Here is a 16,822-nt window from a genome sequence, read left to right as displayed (position 1 = left end):
CATGAAATTACACATCAAAAATATGGTATGTAAGCGATGTATTTTAGTAGTTAAGTCTGAGTTAGAAAAACTTGGGCTTAACTATCTATCCGTTGAGTTAGGTGAAGTAACCTTTCAAAACGAAATATCTCAAAAAGATAAAATAGGTATATCTAAACATCTTGAAGAACTTGGGTTCGAAATTTTGAACGATACAAATAGCAAAACAATAGAAAAAATTAAAAGTAGTCTCATTGATTTAATTCAAAATAAAAACAACAACACAAAGGATAATTTTTCCAATTATCTGAAAGAAAAACTACATCAAGATTATAGTAAGTTAAGCAACTTATTTTCTCAAATTGAAGGAATTAGTATTGAAAAATATTTTATCAATTTAAAAATCGAAAAAGTAAAAGAATTAATATTTTATGATGAATTATCATTATCTGAAATAGCCTATTCATTAAATTACAGTAGTGTTTCGCATTTAAGTCATCAATTTAAAAAAGTTACAGGTTTTAGCCCCACCTATTTCAAAAAATTAAAAGAAAATAAACGTAAAGAAATAGATCTATTATAAAATTGTACAAATCATATCCATAATTATACAAACAGAAGTAGCTTGAGTTTTCGAAATTTGTACTATTGAAATAACGAAATTATGAAATCGTTAGTAACAAGTAGTGTGTGTAAGCAAATACTATTAATTTAAAAAGCGATTTTATAGGTTACCGGTATAAAATAAAAATCAAACATATGAAACATACATACCACATTGAAGGAATGACTTGCTCTGGTTGTGAAGCCAAAGTTAAAAAAGATTTATCTAATGCTGAAAATGTTACTGAAGTAGAAGTTTTTAAAGAAGATAAAAAAGTATCAATCATCATGTCAAAACATGTTGAAATAGAAGTTTTACAAAATGCTTTAGGAGGAAAAGAGAGTAAATATCAAATTTCTTTACCTATTAATAATTCAAAAGAAGTTGTTCAAAAAAGTTGTTGTTCTACTGGAGAAAAAGAACATAAACATCATGAAATAAAACACACCCATCAAGCTGGTAAATATTATTGTCCTATGCATTGTGAGGGTGATAAAATTTATGATAAAGCTGGTGATTGCCCAGTTTGTGGAATGGATTTAGTAAAAGAGCCAGAGGTTATTCAAAGCACAAAATATACTTGTCCCATGCATCCTGAAATCGTTCAAGATAAGCCAGGAAGTTGTCCTATTTGTGGAATGGATTTAGTACCACTGGAACCAACCGAATCGGAAGAAGATAAAACCTATCAAAAGTTATGGTACAAAATGAAAATTGCAACAATCTTTACCTTGCCTATTTTTATCATTACCATGTCTGATATGATTCCTAACAACCCATTGTACCAACTAATGGATTTACAATATTGGAATTGGATTCAATTGGTATTTACAATTCCTGTCGTTTTTTATGCTTGTTGGATGTTTTTTGAAAGAGCGTGGAAATCAATTGTAAATTGGAATTTAAACATGTTCACTTTAATAGGTATTGGAACAGGAGTTGCTTTTGTTTTCAGTAGTATTGGATTATTATTTCCAGCTATTTTTCCAGACCAATTCAAAACTTCCGAAGGCACCGTTCATTTGTATTTTGAAGCTACTGCAGTAGTTTTAACCTTAGTTTTATTAGGTCAACTTTTAGAGGCTAAAGCGCACAGTAGAACTAGTGGAGCTATTAAAGAACTACTAAAATTAGCACCAACAGAAGCAACTTTAGTCCTGGATGGCGAAGAAAAAGTAATTTCAATTCACGACATTAAAAAAGGAGATATACTTAGAGTAAAACCAGGTGAAAAAATTCCAGTTGATGGAATCATTACTGAAGGAAATAGTACCATTGATGAATCAATGATTACGGGAGAACCTATACCCGTTGATAAAAAAATTGAGGATAAAGTAAGTTCTGGAACAATCAACGGTACAAAATCATTTTTGATGATTGCCGAAAAAGTAGGTTCAGAAACTTTATTATCTCAAATTGTGCAAATGGTTTCAGATGCAAGTCGTTCGAGAGCTCCAATTCAAAATTTAGTAGATAAAATTTCAAAATATTTTGTACCAATTGTGGTACTCATAGCTGTTATTACATTTTTTGTTTGGTGGATTATCGGTCCAGAACCCAAGTTAGTGTATGGTTTTATAAATGCTATTGCAGTATTAATAATTGCATGTCCATGTGCTTTAGGTTTAGCAACACCAATGTCAGTAATGGTTGGTGTTGGTAAAGGTGCTAAATCAGGAGTATTAATTAAAAATGCTGAAGCCATTGAGAAAATGGATAAAATTGATGTTTTAATCACAGATAAAACAGGAACTTTAACCGAAGGAAAACCGTCTGTTGAAAAAATCGTAGTAAAAGGTGTAGATGAAAACATAGTTTTAGGAAAAATTGCATCACTAAATCAAAATAGTGAACATCCATTAGCAACAGCAGTTGTAAATTTTGCTAGAGCTAAAAACACTCAGTTTTTTAAAGTAGAAAACTTTGATGCTGTAACAGGTAAAGGAGTTGTTGGGTTTATTGACAATATAAAAGTCAGCTTAGGGAATAAAAAACTAATAGAGCTAGAAGGAATTAAAGATTTTTCAAATATTGAACAAGAAGTTATTACAGAACAAAAGTTAGGAAAAACAGTTTCTTATATTGCTATTGATAAAAAAGTAGTAGGTTATATCACAATTACCGATGCAATTAAAAAATCGAGTTTAGAGGCTATTAACGAACTAAAGCGTCAGGGAGTTCAAGTCATAATGTTAACAGGAGATAATGAAAATACGGCAAAAGCAGTAGCTTCTGAACTAAACTTAACCGATTTTAAAGCAAGCTGTTTGCCACAAGATAAATTAGAATACATCAAAGAGCTACAAGCCAAAGGTAAAATAGTAGCAATGGCAGGTGATGGTATAAACGATGCACCAGCATTAGCACAATCCGACATTGGAATAGCAATGGGAACAGGAACAGATGTGGCCATTGAAAGTGCTAAAATTACTTTAGTAAAAGGGGATTTAAAAGGAATAGTGAAAGCTAAAAATTTAAGTCACGCAGTAATGAAAAACATCAAGCAAAATCTGTTTTTTGCTTTTATCTATAATGTTTTAGGAGTTCCAATAGCAGCAGGTGTTTTATTTCCTGTTTTTGGGATATTACTTTCTCCAATGATTGCAGCTTTAGCTATGAGTTTTAGCTCTGTATCAGTAATTGCTAATGCATTACGATTAAGAACTATGAAAATTTAAAAGCACATGTTATCTATATAAATAACTAAAAAAACAACCATCTTTAACAATATTTTTAACACAATGAAGTTTTATACAAACTAACCCATATTGTATTAAAATGAATGAGTATTGTCTGAATTTTTTTAGTGAATTTGAAAAGGAGTATCAAAACATTAAAACTACAAATTCAGACAGTATTGTCATTGCACATAAAGTCACTGAATTAATCGAAAGGAGAAGTAAGGAACTATTCAAATGGCTAAAAAAACATAAATTTAGTTCTCCAGAAGAAGAAATATATTTTTTTAAAGATTTGAAACCTATATTTATATCCAAGCTTATCTATTACAAAACAGTTTTAAGTATAGAAACAAACTTACCAACATCAAAAAAGAATAAGATTAAATTTTATGAAGAAGCTTTAAATTTAATACAAGAAAACACCAATAAGAATAGAAAGTTCTATGAATACTATAGAGCAAGAGCTTCACATAAAGACAATATATATTTCTTGAGAAATTGTGATGCTAATATTTTAAAAAGAGATTGTTCTTTGATCAATTACGATGTAAAATTATGTACTACGCATGATTACAACATGGCTGTAATGATTGCCAACGATATATTAACCACTTATCTAGAAAATAAAATAGAACAATTAGAAAATAATTGCTCAACTGTTCACCCATCCGTACAACAAACAGTTAATTGGACTGGTACTAAAATTGATTTAGTCGAACTCATTTATGCCTTACACCATTCCAAAAAAATTAACAACGGCAGCACTGATATAAAGGAATTAGCTTTATTCTTTGGTAAAATTTTCAATCAAGATATTGAAGAAAATATTTATCGTTTTTACATTGACATCAAAAACAGAAAAACAGGTCGTCCCAAGTTCATCAATCAACTTGCAGAAGTTTTAGAAAAGCATATATTAGAAGATGAAAATGAAAATAAGTAACTTCTTTCTTAAATAAATTTATTTCAAAAACACACAACTTGTGTTGAGGTTGTGAATCAGCTTACAAATCCATGATTTTGACTTACTATACTAAATTGAATTTTATGCTTTAGATTTATTCAATTCAATAAAGTTAGAAAACAAAGCACTTTGTAGTCTTTTAATAAAAAAATCGTACACAACTTGTGTTTAGGTTGTGAAATAAAATCAATCAAACTTCACAAATTTGTACCATAACAATTTAAAACATCAGTTATGGCAGTACAAGTTATCACAATCGAAGACTTAAACGAATTTCGTAATCTTCTTCTAAATGATTTAAAAGAAATCATTCAATCCAAACCGCAACAAACAAAACAGTGGCTCAAATCCAAAGAAGTCAGAAAGCTGTTAAACATTTCTCCAGGTACTTTACAAAACCTTCGCATCAACGGAACACTAACGTATACTAAAGTTGGTGGCATCATATATTACGACAATTCAGACATCGAAAAACTCCTAAACGGAAATAAAGTAAATGCAGCTCCAACCCTATTCAAGTAAACCGTCATTGCGAGGCACGAAGCAATCTTTTCTACTCACTCTTCACTAATTACTAATCACTAGTAAAATGAACTACATAAAACACCTAACCGGCTTTTTCGAAAAAGTAGCAATAGACAAATCACTCAATCCAACGCACGTGAGTTTATATATAGCTTTATTCCAATTTTGGAATTGCAATCGCTTTAAAAATCCAATCAGTATTTCTCGTGATGAGGTAATGCGAATAAGTAAAATAAGTTCTAAAGCAACGTATCATAAATGCCTTAAAAATTTACACAGTTTAGGATATATCAATTACGAACCATCCTATAATCCATTCAAAGGAAGTCATGTGTATTTATTCAATTTTTCAGACGACTTAAAACCCATTCAAAAAAACGAAAGAAAACCAAAAAATGAACCACTTAATAAACCTGTTTCTGAACAAGCTCTAAACAAGTCTTGTACTCGTGATGAAACAAGTAGTGAACAAGCACTAGTACCTTCTATAAACTATATAAACAATACAAACAATTTAAACATTGAAAACGTTTCAAACTTGAACGAGCAAGCAAAAAATTTTCAAGAAAGTAATAATGATTTTGTCATTTCGACGATAGGAGAAATCACATCCCAAGAAAAAAAGTTGCGCGAAAAAAAGAAAGGTTTCATTCAACCAAACTTGCAAGAAGTCAAATCCTACTTCCAGGAACACAACTTTCCAGAAATAGAAGCACAAAAGTTTTTCAATTACTTCTCAAGCAACGGATGGTTAGTGGGTGGAAAAACACCAATGGTCGATTGGCAAGCAGCAGCACAAAATTGGATGATTAACGCACCAAAATTCATTTCAAATGCAGAACAACCTAACAGAGCAAAACAACTCAACACAACAACCGACAAAGACTATTCAGAACCTTTGTAATATAAAATGACATAGGATTTGGAAGCGAGTGTCAAATATTCGAAGAGTTCGTAAAAAGAAAAGCTGTCTGAACGAAGTGAGTTCTTTTCTTTTAGAATTCAAGAATTAATTTGACCGCTGAAAATCCAAGTCTTGTCCTATTGTATCTTTTGTGTCAAGACAAAAGAAAATGATAAAATGTAAAATAGTTATGAATACGACATTAAGTTATCCAGAAATCATTGCTTGGCTAGAAAAAAAAGGAGTAGAGTTATATGGTAAGAAGTTCAAAATCTTAGAAACAGACCATGAAATAATATACAAATTAATCGCATATTTCTTAAAAGATGAACAAGCTTGTTATCAATTCAATATCGATTTAGAAAAAGGCATCCTATTAACCGGACCAATCGGCTGCGGAAAAACATCATTGATGAACTTAATGAAATTCTTAACAGCAACAGAACACAAGTTTTTTGTAAAACCTTGCCGAGATATAAGCTTCGAATTTATCCAGGACGGCTACCAAATAATCCACAAATATAGTAATGGAAAACTCTACCAATCAGAACCAAGAAGCTATTGTTTCGACGATTTAGGAACGGAAAACAATCTAAAATATTTCGGAAACGAATGCAATGTAATGGCAGAAATTCTATTAAGCAGATACGATCTATTCATTTCAAAAAAACTATTCACTCACATCACCACAAACTTATCAGCCACAGAAATTGAAAAACATTACGGCAATCGAGTTCGTTCACGATTGAGAGAATTATGCAATTTAATAGCATTCGACAATGTCGCTAAAGACAAACGTAAATAAATTGCATAATCACGAACACCAAAAAAACAATAACAAAGCGTGAGTAAATGGTAAACTTAATAGCTTATGATAAATCAATACTAGATAAACGCTAACGTCAGTTCGAGTGATTTTGTTTACAAAATTGTATCGAGAACCTTTCAAATAACTGAATAACCAAATGAACCATATAACCAACTTCTGGAACCACTTCCAACAAAACAACTTCGTTTTCCTATTTCTAAACGAAATCTCAAAAGACGAACTAAAAACCCATTTCGACAAACTAATCAAAATACTTCATCAATACAACAAAGACCTAGACCTCATCATTAAGAACAAGACTAATGCAGCAGAGTTAATCATCACAGCAAATGGAAATCCATACCTATTCAAAGAAGTAGAATTACTCGTTCATCATGCACCAGTTATAGAGCGTTGGAAAATAACCGCATTCCTCCAACCAGAAACCAATCTAATCAAATACGAAAACGGCACCGACAAACCACTAGAATATTACGGCATCACTTTACGAATAAGTGAAATGTATTTCATCCCACTTGAAAACCCAAACAAACCAACCGATTTAGGAATAAAAGTGCTACTCAAAAACTACATCGTCCACAAAGATAACCTTAGACTTCGTGAAGCCGTTTACGTTCATATTGAGCATCTAATCGGAGAAAAAGCTTTCGCTAATGATATTGCGTTTATTGAAATTGGACAATTAGAAGGATATTATGAAAATCAAATTGAGTTATACAATTTAAAATCCTATATCGACATTGAAATAAACAATTAACTTTTGACAATACATTTTATTTACTGCCAAAGCTTAACAAATATTCTATTTGCAAGGATTTCGAATTTTCCTAGTAACCATAAATGAAATAAAATGTATTTTACTCATAAACAAACTGATAACTTGGTTAATAAATCAAATTGTATCAATTCAAACCATTAGGAATTATTTTATAATTTGCTAATTCTTAAATTTATTAAACAATGATTAAAGTCTATTTAGATTGGAATATTATGTCAGGAATGAAAAACAATCATTTTCCTGAGCTAAATAGCATAATAACAAATAAAGAAAAATTTCTGTTACTATACTCTACTTCCCACATTGGTGATATTTTTGCAAGTATAAAAAATCATAGTGAAGAAGAGCAAAGAATAATTAGAGAGGATTTAGATTATATTACTTTTTTAACTGATGATTTGTGTTTAGTAAATAATTCTAAAGAAGTTACATTAAGCAAATATGAACCAGGTGAATTACTTGATGACAGAATTAGAGAAGCACCAATGTTTCAAAATTTCAGCATTGATAGTTTGTTTAGTTCCGTTGAAGAAAATGATCCAATGTTTGGATTAGTAAATTCTATGAAAAATATGATTTCTTCAATACCATTAAACCTTGCATTTAAAGAAGCTTTTGAAAACCCTGAAAGTGCAGCAATGCTAAACAAAATGTTTCCAGGATTAAAAGAAGACCAAACAATGAATGGTTTCTTTAAAAGTTTTGGTCAAATGTTTCACAATATGAATGAAACAGAAGACTACAAAGATTTAAGAAATATGGTTCAACAAATTGGAGTAAACAGCGGTCACTTCAACGAAAATAAAAATCCTTTTGATATTATTGAAAATGCTTACAAGAAATTTGGAATAGAACATTTTGATGTTAATCAATATTTTGATAAAACTAAAAATGCTCCAGAATGGTTTAACGACATTACCAATGAATATGTTATGTTAGATATGCATGGTTTCAAAGCTGACAAAGTAAAGGTAACTGACAAGGAAAAAAATACTTTTAAGAATACAACCGAAGATGCTTCTCATTCAGCATTTGCATCAAGATGCGAATTTTACATTACTAATGATGATAAAAATTATCACAAAGCAAAAGCAGTATTTCAAAAATTAGGTATTTATACTATTGTTTTAAAACCGAGTGAATTCATTCAATACTATAACTTATTTCTTAATGTAAAAAGTTTTGATGACCACTTTATAAGTATAAATGAAGAATTGAAAAGAATAGAAAATTTTCAAGAACAAAAATATGAAAGTGGAGAAAGTTTTGGCTGGGTAAATTATACTGATCAGTATTTTTTTAATTTCTTCAATAAAATTCTAATCCCAAATTCAGAAGTCAATGATGCTTTATTTATATTAGGTAAAGAAAATCCGTCAAGGAGTTATATTATTAGTCACCGGGAAATTGAAGCAATGTTAAAATTGTTTGCCGATAAATTAGGTTCCGATATAAATGGGAAATCATATTTTGAACTAGGTGAAATAAATAGTAATGAAAATTGGCCAGGGAGAACTTGGGAAACCAATATTGGTCAGATTACAATTAAAAGATTAAATGGATGGTTTCAAATGTATTTTTACCCAATTGAGAAAAATTAAATCGAAATTTCAAAATGGAGCACACAATAAAACTATTCTTAAAATTAGGTAGCGAGAAAAACATTTTTGATTTATTCGAAAATGGAACAATCTATATGAATACAATTGAATATTTTCGCAAAGTTGAAGATGAAGAGTTGAGAGGCGATAGATACGAAGGAGTTTCAAGAGTAATTAATTCTTTGCCGGGCACTTTCAAAATACCAGGAATTGACAGAGAATTTAATTATGTTAAAGTTCATTTAAGAGAAAGTCATAAAGAAGTATTAGGTAATATTTATTCGTTATATGCAATATCTTCAAAAGGATTTCCAAATCCATTAGATTTTGAGTTTGATAAAAGAAATTTGCGTTTTGGGACACATGGAGTAATGATTAAAGATTTACCTTTTTTTTTTAATAAAATAGAAAATGAACTCAAAAAGAACAATTTAAAATTCATTCATGGTTTTGTAGATTACTATGATAAAGAAGAAGTTTCTAGAGAAATAACATTATTTGAAAAACCTCTTGAATTTGAATACCAAAAAGAATTCCGTTTTTACATAGAAAATGACGAAATTAAACCAATAAAAATTCAAATAGGTAGCATGAAAAATTATGCTGAAATATTCAAAATTGAAGACATCTTAGAATTGAAGTTAGAAATAAAAAAATAGTTTTTAGGTAACAAATAGTATTCTTACATTTGAAAAAATAAACTAAATAGTATATTAAATAATCATAAAATACACTTAAAAGTGTATTTTTGTTTGCAAACTAATAATAAAGTGAATATATTTGCTCTAGAAATATGGGATGATGAAGCTGCTAAATGCACTTTTTACACCGTAAAATATGATGAAGCCGAGACAAATGAAACGGATTTATTCTTTGAAAAATATGATGCAATAGCAGAATATAAAGAAGCAAATCAAGAATTGTTGTCTTTTGTATTGCTATCAATTGGTAATGATCACGGAGCAATAGATGAATTATTCAATAGAGATGAAAACGAAGTTAAGGGATTACCTGTCCAAGGTAAAAGAACAATCGAAAATATTACTTACCACTTTCCGGAATTTCCATTAAGATTATACGCCTTAAAAATCACAAACAACATAGTTATACTTTTCAATGGAGGTATCAAAGATGGTCCAACAAATCAAAAAAGTTCATTGCATTTAGAATGGAGAGCAGCATGTGAATTCGCAAAACGAATTAATGAAGCTTTACAAGATGGAACAATTATTGTTAATGAAAAAAATAGAAAACTTACTAATTATGATGGTTCAGATGAAATCATCCTCTAAAAATCCAAAACAATGAGAAGCAAAGTAGCACAAAGAATTTTAGCAGAAACACCGGAAGAAACAAAAATCTTCGCAAGATTGTATGCTGATATCGTGGTTCGAGTAAATCAATTGTTAAAAGCAAAAGGATTTAGCCAAAAAGATTTAGCAGATAAACTTGAAAAAAGACCTTCTGAAGTTAATAAATGGTTGGTAGGAGAACATAATTTTACATTACGTTCTTTAGCTAAACTTGAAGCAGAACTTGGGGAGTCAATTATTAATGTTCCACAAAGAAAACCAATGGGAACATCTGGATATGTAACCGTTTACAGAAATAATGCTATAAATACTGATGTAGCATATACTAATTCGTGGAAAAAATCTAAATCTAACAATAAAACAGCATTAGCCAATGTCAGCTAATTTATTACAACCTGAAAAAATTGAAATTGTTGATTTTAAAATCATTAAAGGGCAAATTCATAGCCCATTTGATTTTGAAGAAGAAAAAGTTCAAGGACACAATTTCAATGTAAATTTTGAATTAGGTTTTAATATTCCTGATAAATTAATAAAAGCTGATTTTTCAGTAAATGTTGAAACTAAAAGTGAAAAAGAAAATGAAGGTGATGAAGAAGCTATAGGCTCATTTAGTTTTGTTTATGTTTATTATATAGATAATATTGAAGAATTAACAAAGCTAGAAGAAGACAATACAGTAACAATAAGTCCTGCATTAGGAAATGCTTTAGCTGCAATTACATATTCAACTTCAAGAGGAATATTAATGACTCGTTTTCAAGGTACAGCTTTAAGTAATTTTATATTACCTATTATTAATCCAAATAAGTTAATAGAATAATATTTTGTTTTTCAAAGAGTATATTTTGTCCCATTTATAGTAAATATTTGGGGCATTTTTTTTAACCAAATAATTCGAAAATGTAAAATTTCGAAAAGTGGGTAGAAAAGTGGGTAGAAATCCTAACGGAAAGTAGAGTTGATATTCTAAAAATTATTCATAAAAACAGTAAAATCACCATTCGTGAGCTATCAGAGAACATTGGCTTAAGCCTTTCTGCTATTGACAAAAACTTACTTTTCTTAAAAGATTTAGGCATACTAAAAAGAATGAAAGGTGCTAATGGTGGATACTGGGTTATTCATTTTAAATTACCATAAGTGGGTAGAAAAGGTTAAAATAAATAAATTAAAATCTCTTTCCAATTGCCACTCCTTCCCAACGCTCCTAAAAAAATTACTGTCATGGTTTTTGTCCCAACGCACATCAAGCACTTTGTCTGTTGGCTAAAACGTTTTGTTTAAAAAGAAAAATCCAATAAGCCATCAGTCAAAGAGCTTGCCCAACGCTCAAAACAAAAACACGTTCGCTACGCAACTCATGCCAGTAATTTTTTCTCCCAAGCTTAGTTACATAATGTGGCATTATAATCCCTTCGGGCAAGGGACAAGCCATTATAATAACATTATGTAAAAAAGCCGCTCGTCCAACGCTCTTGCCAGTGGCTCCAGGACAACATTTTTTGCAGCTTCCATCGCATCACCCAGCTACAAAAAACACAGTCCTTCGCCACTGCCTTTAACAACGTTCTCTATTTCATAGGAATATTTTCTGTTATTATCGATTTTAAGAACGTTCACCGTAACTGTTTTTATTAGCTTTATGGTTAAATAGGAAGAATTTGCATTGCTTTTGTAAGTAATAAAATGGCTTTGAAATTCAGTTAATTTGCCTATGGTAAAAGCCTTTTTATTACCCACAAAACCAAAATTTCCAGTAAGAGTATCATTTTTTATTTGCCAGTAAATAAACAGTTATTGCTCCAACGGAAAAGCTGATGCTATAACATTTTTTTTAAGATAATCTTATGCAAACTGAATACTGCGACTGCCAACTGTATCTCAGGTATCAGCTTTTCCACTAAAGCAATCAGAAACATCACAGTAAGCAAATAAAAAATAATACCCTTACTTGCGCTACTGCCACATCGCACTCGGTATTTTAATGCATTGTTTTTTGAAGATGCTTCCCGTTTTAATAAGACACTTTTCTTTTAACTGAACACTGCGACTATCAACTGATTTCTAGGCATCCTCAAAAATCAAATCCAAGAAAGAGTATCAAATTCTTTGACCGAATAAATAGCTTTATTATTTTCTGATTAGGTTAATTAATCCATCCAAAGAATTTGATACCCTTTCCAAAGACGTCTATCTTTCAAATCAACACTCATTTCATTAGCTACAATCCGATTAAACAAGAACATTCCGATTGGATATTTCAAAAAAAATAAAGTAAAAAAGGAAGCAAAAATAAGTTTTAGGTATTCAAAAAAGCAAGTTCAAGCCCTTCGGGTTTCCGAAAAAATCTCCACCCAAAAAGTTTCAAAACACATTTCTATTCTGCTTAACCATTTCCGATTTCAATCACGTATCGGGTAGTATTTTTTCTGAAAAACTTGCTTTTTTGAAACCTTTCACTTGGACGAATGGCTTTCTTTTTTTCTTTTTTTTCTTTTGAAAAATTTTAATGGGCGAAGCGTAGCGAGGCACATATGCATTTCAATAGGAAATCTGCGAAAAACTGAAAATCTAATCAATTTTAAAGTCTAATGTTATGCAGAATTTTATCATTAAAACCCACCAAAAAGACACGATTTACTCGAAACCTCATTTATTCATACTTAACAAAGGAATGAACAGCGGAAAGCCGAAAAAAGAGTCATTTACGAACTGTTTTGTAATCATATTTGATTTAGAACAGGATTGTGAAAATCTTTATTTTGTTGCTTATAGTTTATGGAAAACTAACTTTTGGCATCAACATTTGGTTGGTTCCGTAATTCCATTTTTACGTCTTAACGATTTTAAAAAGGAGTTTTTTATAAAGTCTAAAGTTATGATGGATGAACACGAAACTCACATTAAACACGTTGCAGCTCTCAAACTTTTGGAGCAAAAAGAAAATCAATTTCACGATAACATCAACCTTATCAATGATATGCGAAGAGTTATTTTATATCGTTATTGTAATACTAAATAACCCAGCAGTGCTGGGTTATTTTCTTGTGGACAGTCAGGGATCGAACCTGAGAAGTTAACTGCAATATGTTCGTTCTTAGCTTTAAATCGATTAGACTTTTTTACTTTTGGTCTGTCCGCGTTAACTCCAATCCACCTTTTCAAAAAAATTCCAATGTCATTCATATCTTCTAGATTTTTAATATAGTTATAAACTGTTATTCCACCCAGTGTAAACTGGAAAAATGTTGCTGGAGGACATCTAAAAAGAGTAACCGATAAAAAACTAAGGATTACTAGTATTCATAAATTAGTTAATTCAAATATAATTAATAAATAAAAAAAGTCAAGTCTTTTTAGACCTGACTTTCGTTTTGTTTAACCCAAAGGTCACCACAACAAGGGCTAAACTTATTTTTTGTGCTTCTTATTCAGGCTTTTAAGTACTAACGAAATAGTAAAACTGACTACAGCTCCAATAGTGGCTAAGATAACCGTTTTTGCAATATCTTCAGATTGAATATTGGGTGCAATACTTAAAAATGTACCTCCTGCAGTACCTATTAGCGTGTGATTATTCGCTGTCATTTGGAATTGTCAACTGACTTGCAGCTGTCAAAACACTTCCAGCAACCGCAACATAACCGCCAATGGTTGTAACAACAACTGGCAAAGCTACTGGAGCTGCTAAAATAGTTCCACCAACTGCCGCTAATACCAAACCAATAGTACGAAGCACTTTAAAAAACTTAGGTGTGGGAGCCGAAACTCTATTAACTATATTTTTCATAATTATAATTTAAGATTGAACAATTAACGTAACACTTTCATGATTATCCAAAGCTTTGTAAACAATGCTTTTAAGCTTCTCAAAAGCTTTTCTAGACAACAACCCTAATCCTGGTCCAGAAAGTTTAGTAACCGGAGCAATACAGCCTTGTAATTCCTTTTGCGCATTATTAGCAGGATGAAAAAGAATAAACTTTCTATTCGGAACATCCACTAATTCCAAATGCCATTTGTATTTTGAGCTATATCGCTTTCTAATAAAATATTTCCCTTCCGGAATACAGGAAACTCTTGTTTCGTTCATCTTCCAAGGCAATTCTATGGTATTGCATATCAATTTGCCTTCACATTCGAGTTTTCCATTAGTTCCTTCAGGGAAATAAGTTCTAGTTAACCAAATAACCATTACACGCCACCATCAACTTTAACAATCGATAACGGGTTGAAAGCACCATTTTTCAAAGGGTACATTTGTCCATTAATCTCTTGGTAAAACTCAATACCTAAAGCCAAAACTAAAGGGTGAGTAGAGTTAGCCGTAACGGCATTACTCAAGTTGATTACAGCTGTAGCTGTTCCATCCCAAGGCAAAATTGCCGTTTCGGTAGTTTCTACCACATAGGTTTCGTTCGTAAAATCGATTTCAGCTCCTCCAGAAATCACTTTAAAGTGAGTTGTTCCACTTGGAGCAGCAATCATATTCGCAGGTACAAACGATGGAATAGAAACATCCAATGTTCCCGCAGCTCTATCAATTGCTGAGGTAAATGGAGCAAATAAAGAAGTACCTAATTTTCCACGAATATTAAATTCGAAACCTAGTACCAATTCAATTTCTCCATCAATTACATTTCGTAATCCTCTTTCACTCACAGCATCAGCTTGAATTACTTTTACCATTGTTTGAGTCAAACGACTCACCATTCTACCATCAGCAGAATTCAAAAGCAATGGTCTTAAAGCGGTGCGCAAAATCTTTCCGGCTTTTCCAGCTCTACCAAATTCAGAACCGTTTTCACGTGTTCTCTGAAACGCAGGATCACTCGCAATTCTGCTTGCGTCAATTCCACCTTTCTCACGAGCTAAATGACCATCTTGCGTTTTGTAAAAGGTAATATCCCCGATAGTACCTTTCAATTTAATTATGCCTTTCTGTCTAGCCATAACTTCAAAATTTCGTTAAACATTCTTTTAAAATCTCCTTCATTCTTTCAATCAGTTGCAACCACATTTCGAATGATTAATACAAAGTTTACAAAGCATTTCTGCAAAGAAAAAGTCATAAGTGTACCATATGTCCAAAATCGACACAAGTGTCTTAAATGAGCATAAAGGCACAATTAATGAGTATGAAAAATTATAATTAAATTGCAGAAGATTTTCTGCTCGTCAGAAGTATAGCATCGCTATATCAAAGCTATAGATAAAGTATGAAATTGAAAAATCAGAGGGTGTGCATCTATCCAAAGGACATACAACGTATAACAGGCAAGAGTTATCGTCAAAGTACTAGATTGTTGCAAAAGATAAAAAAAGACCTCAATAAGCTCGAAAATGAGTTTCTAACGATTGATGAGTTCTGTACATATAGTGGCATAAAATATGAACAAGTAACTCACTTGATTTTTGGTTAAAATTGAAAAATACTTCAGACAAATTTTAATCAAAAAAGCACTACTAAGCTTTAAAATAACTAGTTCAATTTTTAGTCTTGATACTTTAATATTCAAATAATTATGCTTATATTTGAGTACTTTGAATTTAGAATAATAGTAGCCTTATAAAAGAGGAGTCAGTCGAGGAGTCACTTAAACAACATACTTTGTAAAGTGTTGATTTTATTGGTGAATTTTGTAGTAGACAAATCCCTCTTTCTCCGCAGCGTAAAGCTTCAGATGAAAATCTGGAGCTTTTTTTATGCCTTAAAACGTTTGTTTTTACTGAATTTAGTTCCTTTTTAATTCTTTTTTTATCATCTCAAAATTCAATCTTTTTTAATAAAAAAAAGTTTTTACAAAGAATCTTAGACACAACTATAATTCACCTCATTACTGTTTCCTAATTTTTTGGAATTTATTCTATATTTGTTTCAGTTTGATCTTTACTTTCTTAAAACATAGCTATACACTTATTTCAAATTTGAGAAAATACGATGAAAATAAAACTATCCTTTTTAACACTTTTTTTTCATATTTTCATGTAAAAATAATTAAGAATTTAGTTTTTATGACAGATAACAGTAACAGAATTGACAAATACTAGGAATTAGAAATACCTGTAAAATCAGTAAGAAGCGATTTAGCTATGGATTGGATAACAATCAAATAAAAAACTGTAATAGAGGTATCCTATATCCAAAAAAAATCCAAAAGAAAGAAAAATCAAGCTATTCTTCCCTTTGGATTATTTGATTACTCTTCAATCATTCAGGCTTATTGAACACTCATCTCCATAGCATGGTCGTATTGACAACATTCCGGTAAATTGTCATACGCTTCTGTACTTCCGTTCAGTTTATCAGTATCATATCCTGCGTCAGCAATCGCTTTATGGATAGCCTCTAAATTAGTTTTTGACGCATCAAAAGATACACTGATCTGCTTTTTAGATACATCCCAATCGGCTTTAGAAATTCCTTCCAATTGATGTACAGCTTCTTCAATAGTGCTTTTACACATTTCACAATTTCCTCGTACTCCGAATGTAGCAGCTGCTAATTCTGCATTATCCGAACTTTCTGTTTGTTCAGTTGCAACGGATTCCGTTTCACTTTTAGCTTCGTTTTTACATCCGGTAAAGGTTAATGCAGCAAGCATCAAACCACTTAAGAACACTTTTTTCATACTATTTCT

The 16,822-nt window shown here is 31.0% G+C and carries 19 protein-coding genes and 1 pseudogene; 14 read left to right on the top strand and 6 right to left on the bottom strand.

What is annotated here, in order from left to right:
* Position 1: 1 nt before the first annotated feature.
* The 14 genes and pseudogenes from DI487_RS12695 to DI487_RS12625 all read left to right on the top strand — a co-directional run bounded on the left by DI487_RS12695 (position 2) and on the right by DI487_RS12625 (position 13,203).
* Entirely contained in the window at positions 2-562 is a 561-nt protein-coding gene (locus tag DI487_RS12695; RefSeq protein WP_072780892.1) for a helix-turn-helix domain-containing protein, read from the top strand.
* 176 nt (positions 563-738) lie between these two features.
* A complete protein-coding gene (locus tag DI487_RS12690; RefSeq protein ID WP_109569975.1) occupies positions 739-3,261 on the top strand; it encodes a heavy metal translocating P-type ATPase in 2,523 nt (840 codons plus the stop codon).
* Between the two features lie 100 nt (positions 3,262-3,361).
* Positions 3,362-4,207, top strand: a complete 846-nt coding sequence (locus DI487_RS12685) for an RteC domain-containing protein (RefSeq protein ID WP_109569974.1) — start codon at positions 3,362-3,364, stop codon at positions 4,205-4,207.
* Between the two features lie 255 nt (positions 4,208-4,462).
* Positions 4,463-4,750: a helix-turn-helix domain-containing protein gene (locus tag DI487_RS12680; RefSeq protein WP_109569973.1), complete on the top strand. Its 288-nt coding sequence runs from the start codon at positions 4,463-4,465 to the stop codon at positions 4,748-4,750.
* Between the two features lie 67 nt (positions 4,751-4,817).
* Positions 4,818-5,657, top strand: coding sequence for a transcriptional regulator (locus DI487_RS12675; RefSeq protein ID WP_072780880.1), 840 nt, complete (start codon positions 4,818-4,820; stop codon positions 5,655-5,657).
* 190 nt (positions 5,658-5,847) lie between these two features.
* A complete protein-coding gene (locus DI487_RS12670; protein WP_072783353.1) occupies positions 5,848-6,462 on the top strand; it encodes a P-loop NTPase family protein in 615 nt (204 codons plus the stop codon).
* Between the two features lie 160 nt (positions 6,463-6,622).
* Positions 6,623-7,243 carry a hypothetical protein gene (locus DI487_RS12665; RefSeq protein WP_072780877.1) on the top strand — a complete coding sequence of 207 codons (621 nt, stop codon included), beginning with the start codon at positions 6,623-6,625 and terminating at the stop codon, positions 7,241-7,243.
* A gap of 203 nt (positions 7,244-7,446) precedes the next feature.
* The gene (locus DI487_RS12660; RefSeq protein WP_109569972.1) at positions 7,447-8,865 is read left to right on the top strand and encodes a hypothetical protein; all 1,419 of its coding nucleotides are present in this window, start codon (positions 7,447-7,449) and stop codon (positions 8,863-8,865) included.
* Between the two features lie 95 nt (positions 8,866-8,960).
* Positions 8,961-9,524, top strand: a complete 564-nt coding sequence (locus DI487_RS12655) for a hypothetical protein (protein WP_146193468.1) — start codon at positions 8,961-8,963, stop codon at positions 9,522-9,524.
* Positions 9,525-9,635: 111 nt separating this feature from the next.
* Positions 9,636-10,157: a hypothetical protein gene (locus DI487_RS12650; protein WP_072780855.1), complete on the top strand. Its 522-nt coding sequence runs from the start codon at positions 9,636-9,638 to the stop codon at positions 10,155-10,157.
* A 12-nt stretch (positions 10,158-10,169) separates the two neighbouring features.
* The gene (locus tag DI487_RS12645; RefSeq protein WP_072780852.1) at positions 10,170-10,562 is read left to right on the top strand and encodes a helix-turn-helix domain-containing protein; all 393 of its coding nucleotides are present in this window, start codon (positions 10,170-10,172) and stop codon (positions 10,560-10,562) included.
* The gene (locus DI487_RS12640) at positions 10,552-11,001 is read left to right on the top strand and encodes a hypothetical protein (RefSeq protein WP_072780850.1); all 450 of its coding nucleotides are present in this window, start codon (positions 10,552-10,554) and stop codon (positions 10,999-11,001) included. The genes DI487_RS12645 and DI487_RS12640 overlap by 11 nt, the downstream gene beginning before the upstream one ends.
* A 101-nt stretch (positions 11,002-11,102) precedes the next feature.
* Positions 11,103-11,321: pseudogene (locus DI487_RS16715) on the top strand (winged helix-turn-helix domain-containing protein); the annotation flags it as partial.
* 1,456 nt (positions 11,322-12,777) lie between these two features.
* Complete coding sequence (locus DI487_RS12625; protein ID WP_072780847.1) at positions 12,778-13,203, top strand: DUF6943 family protein; 426 nt, start codon at positions 12,778-12,780, stop codon at positions 13,201-13,203.
* On the opposite strand, the gene DI487_RS12620 is transcribed toward DI487_RS12625, so the two are convergent.
* The 6 genes from DI487_RS12620 to DI487_RS12595 all read right to left on the bottom strand — a co-directional run bounded on the left by DI487_RS12620 (position 13,185) and on the right by DI487_RS12595 (position 16,813).
* Positions 13,185-13,367 (bottom strand): hypothetical protein, encoded by a 183-nt coding sequence (locus DI487_RS12620; protein WP_109569968.1) that lies wholly within the window; start codon positions 13,365-13,367, stop codon positions 13,185-13,187. The two genes, DI487_RS12625 and DI487_RS12620, sit on opposite strands and share 19 nt — an antisense overlap.
* Before the next feature lie 225 nt (positions 13,368-13,592).
* Positions 13,593-13,769, bottom strand: a complete 177-nt coding sequence (locus tag DI487_RS16080; RefSeq protein WP_170108208.1) for a hypothetical protein — start codon at positions 13,767-13,769, stop codon at positions 13,593-13,595.
* On the bottom strand, positions 13,756-13,971 hold the full coding sequence (locus DI487_RS12615) for a hypothetical protein (RefSeq protein WP_072780841.1): 216 nt from the start codon (positions 13,969-13,971) through the stop codon (positions 13,756-13,758). The genes DI487_RS16080 and DI487_RS12615 overlap by 14 nt, the downstream gene beginning before the upstream one ends.
* A 9-nt stretch (positions 13,972-13,980) precedes the next feature.
* Positions 13,981-14,376, bottom strand: a complete 396-nt coding sequence (locus DI487_RS12610; protein ID WP_072780838.1) for a DUF5675 family protein — start codon at positions 14,374-14,376, stop codon at positions 13,981-13,983.
* Positions 14,376-15,134, bottom strand: coding sequence for a hypothetical protein (locus DI487_RS12605; RefSeq protein ID WP_072780835.1), 759 nt, complete (start codon positions 15,132-15,134; stop codon positions 14,376-14,378). The genes DI487_RS12610 and DI487_RS12605 overlap by 1 nt, the downstream gene beginning before the upstream one ends.
* Before the next feature lie 1,268 nt (positions 15,135-16,402).
* Positions 16,403-16,813 (bottom strand): heavy-metal-associated domain-containing protein, encoded by a 411-nt coding sequence (locus DI487_RS12595; protein ID WP_109569967.1) that lies wholly within the window; start codon positions 16,811-16,813, stop codon positions 16,403-16,405.
* Positions 16,814-16,822: the final 9 nt, after the last annotated feature.

The organism is Flavobacterium sediminis (assembly GCF_003148385.1).
GTDB lineage: Bacteria > Bacteroidota > Bacteroidia > Flavobacteriales > Flavobacteriaceae > Flavobacterium > Flavobacterium sediminis.
The sequence above is the reverse complement of the archived record's forward strand: the minus strand, read 5'-3'. Positions and strand labels throughout refer to the sequence as shown.

Coding starts and splice junctions, on each gene's coding strand:
- DI487_RS12660 (WP_109569972.1), top strand. CDS start 7,447: ATGATTAAAGTCTATTTAGATTGGAATATTATGTCAGGAATGAAAAAC.
- DI487_RS12610 (WP_072780838.1), bottom strand. CDS start 14,376: ATGGTTATTTGGTTAACTAGAACTTATTTCCCTGAAGGAACTAATGGA.
- DI487_RS12640 (WP_072780850.1), top strand. CDS start 10,552: ATGTCAGCTAATTTATTACAACCTGAAAAAATTGAAATTGTTGATTTT.
- DI487_RS12675 (WP_072780880.1), top strand. CDS start 4,818: ATGAACTACATAAAACACCTAACCGGCTTTTTCGAAAAAGTAGCAATA.
- DI487_RS12655 (WP_146193468.1), top strand. CDS start 8,961: ATGAATACAATTGAATATTTTCGCAAAGTTGAAGATGAAGAGTTGAGA.
- DI487_RS12670 (WP_072783353.1), top strand. CDS start 5,848: ATGAATACGACATTAAGTTATCCAGAAATCATTGCTTGGCTAGAAAAA.
- DI487_RS12665 (WP_072780877.1), top strand. CDS start 6,623: ATGAACCATATAACCAACTTCTGGAACCACTTCCAACAAAACAACTTC.
- DI487_RS12685 (WP_109569974.1), top strand. CDS start 3,362: ATGAATGAGTATTGTCTGAATTTTTTTAGTGAATTTGAAAAGGAGTAT.
- DI487_RS12625 (WP_072780847.1), top strand. CDS start 12,778: ATGCAGAATTTTATCATTAAAACCCACCAAAAAGACACGATTTACTCG.
- DI487_RS12595 (WP_109569967.1), bottom strand. CDS start 16,813: ATGAAAAAAGTGTTCTTAAGTGGTTTGATGCTTGCTGCATTAACCTTT.
- DI487_RS12605 (WP_072780835.1), bottom strand. CDS start 15,134: ATGGCTAGACAGAAAGGCATAATTAAATTGAAAGGTACTATCGGGGAT.
- DI487_RS12620 (WP_109569968.1), bottom strand. CDS start 13,367: ATGAATGACATTGGAATTTTTTTGAAAAGGTGGATTGGAGTTAACGCG.
- DI487_RS16080 (WP_170108208.1), bottom strand. CDS start 13,769: ATGACAGCGAATAATCACACGCTAATAGGTACTGCAGGAGGTACATTT.
- DI487_RS12645 (WP_072780852.1), top strand. CDS start 10,170: ATGAGAAGCAAAGTAGCACAAAGAATTTTAGCAGAAACACCGGAAGAA.
- DI487_RS12695 (WP_072780892.1), top strand. CDS start 2: ATGAAATTACACATCAAAAATATGGTATGTAAGCGATGTATTTTAGTA.
- DI487_RS12690 (WP_109569975.1), top strand. CDS start 739: ATGAAACATACATACCACATTGAAGGAATGACTTGCTCTGGTTGTGAA.
- DI487_RS12615 (WP_072780841.1), bottom strand. CDS start 13,971: ATGAAAAATATAGTTAATAGAGTTTCGGCTCCCACACCTAAGTTTTTT.
- DI487_RS12680 (WP_109569973.1), top strand. CDS start 4,463: ATGGCAGTACAAGTTATCACAATCGAAGACTTAAACGAATTTCGTAAT.